Origin of the sequence: Photobacterium lucens, assembly GCF_009873615.1 — a bacterium.
In the GTDB taxonomy this organism is placed as follows: Bacteria; Pseudomonadota; Gammaproteobacteria; order Enterobacterales; family Vibrionaceae; genus Photobacterium; species Photobacterium lucens.
Map to the genome: position 1 here is coordinate 1 of NZ_SSMG01000026.1, position 1,684 is coordinate 1,684.

The following is a 1,684-nucleotide window of genomic DNA, read 5'->3' on the forward strand; positions in this document are numbered from 1 at the left end:
GGATGCAGATGTTAGTAAATGTTTAGATATCCCTGATTATAAACTGGACTCTTTGTCTCTTGTTCCTGGATTGAATTTTTCATCTTTAGTTTCAGTATCTGGTTTCAATAAAATAGCAAAAGGAATTAGTAATAAGAGTTTTGAAAGCCATGGTGTAATAAAAAGTTCAGCAGATTTATATTTTAAAGGAAGTTATTCTGTTTTTCCTGATCCATATAAAGAAAAAACGCCAAATAATTGGGAATGTATTATTTTAAGATATAAAACTAATGTTTATCTACATCATGACAGCACGACACATATAAAAAACAGCCAATTCGAGGGAGCTCCTACACCACCTCTAGAGGGGTTTGATATTGATAGTAATTATTGTCATGAAGACTATAAAACAATAAAAGCAACCAAAAGAGAGCATTTTAAATCTGATATTACCAAAAATATTAATATGGATATTTTCAAGGAAACTTTTGGGGTTGAACGTAGTAAATGGAGTGAAGTTAAAAGTAAATTTTTTGTTGATGGTAATGCATCGGGCAAAACGACTTGTATTGATAAAATAATTTCAAGTATAACACCTGAAAAAAGACATGTTTGGATTACTGGTGATTGTACATTAGATGATATCGCTTTAAAGAAATTGCCTGGAGAAACGTCTACGGAGCAAGGCGTATTCATATTAGTCCATAATGGTATTTTAAAACTTAGTGGAGTATCTACATATAAGGCTGTTGTATATCATTTTAATGATTCATATATACCAACAGGTACGCAATGGTCAGGTACTGCTTTAGATGGTAAGAATTATCCAGATTCATATAAGACAAGCGATGACGATGGACTAGATGCAGAAGAGTTTAGTAAAAGAACTGTAGCTTATATCACTGGTTCGCAGAGACCTACGGGAGGTTTTATGTTTGATACTCCTAGTCAAGTTACTTATTTAGAATATTCAGGGCTACTTAATTATGATGGTAAATTAATAAATGATTTATTATCACCTTTTGGAGAGCCTCGATGGATGAAAGGATCATGGAATGATCTATAAAATACCAAAAGGCTTTAGTTTATTAGAGGTTGTGATTTCACTTGCTGTACTTTCTATTGGAGTACTGGGGCTTGTTAAAATGCAGGCTTATATGGAAGTGAAGTCTGAAAATGCATTAAAAACACTGGATGCGTTATATTTAGCCGAGAAAAAATTAGAACTTTTTCAAACTCGTTCTCAAAGTGGCGGTTCGGGAACAATACCATATAGTTCTATAATAAGTAGCCCGTCAGAAGCTATACCAATATCTGGAATAACGATGACAAGAAAGATCACAGTTATAAATAACGAGCCTGTATCTGGTGCTAAGAAGATTAATGTCATTGTTAGTTGGCAAGACCGAAGAGATGTCACTCAGAACGTTAGCTTAGATACAGTTATATCCAAATACAGTGAATTTGATTAACTAGGCTAAATTCTTATCAAAAAACATTTAAAAAAGTCGGTTTGAATAAAATTTATTCAAACGATTTTTTTTTGTCAAAAATCTATTGTCAGCGAAAAAAATATTCCTATAATGCGACCTCACTGACACGGAGCGAGCCACTGGCAAGCGTTGATGTCAGTATTGTTCTTTAACAATTTGACCATGCAATCTGTGTGGGCACTCGTTGAATGATTAGTCAAAAAGATTTATCA

At 33.2% G+C, this 1,684-nt stretch carries 2 protein-coding genes; both read left to right on the forward strand.

The window, feature by feature from the left end; all coding sequences use genetic code 11:
• Nucleotides 1-1,045: hypothetical protein (locus E5A76_RS02325; RefSeq protein ID WP_161117983.1), on the forward strand; the 1,045-nt coding region annotated here is incomplete at its 5' end.
• Nucleotides 1,035-1,451, forward strand: a complete 417-nt coding sequence (locus E5A76_RS02330) for a type IV pilus modification PilV family protein (protein ID WP_161117984.1) — start codon at nucleotides 1,035-1,037, stop codon at nucleotides 1,449-1,451. The genes E5A76_RS02325 and E5A76_RS02330, both read left to right, overlap by 11 nt.
• Nucleotides 1,452-1,684 lie beyond the last annotated feature (233 nt).

What these genes read in the sequence shown, in the direction of transcription:
- E5A76_RS02330 (WP_161117984.1), top strand. Translation starts at nt 1,035, where the DNA reads ATGATCTATAAAATACCAAAAGGCTTTAGTTTATTAGAGGTTGTGATT.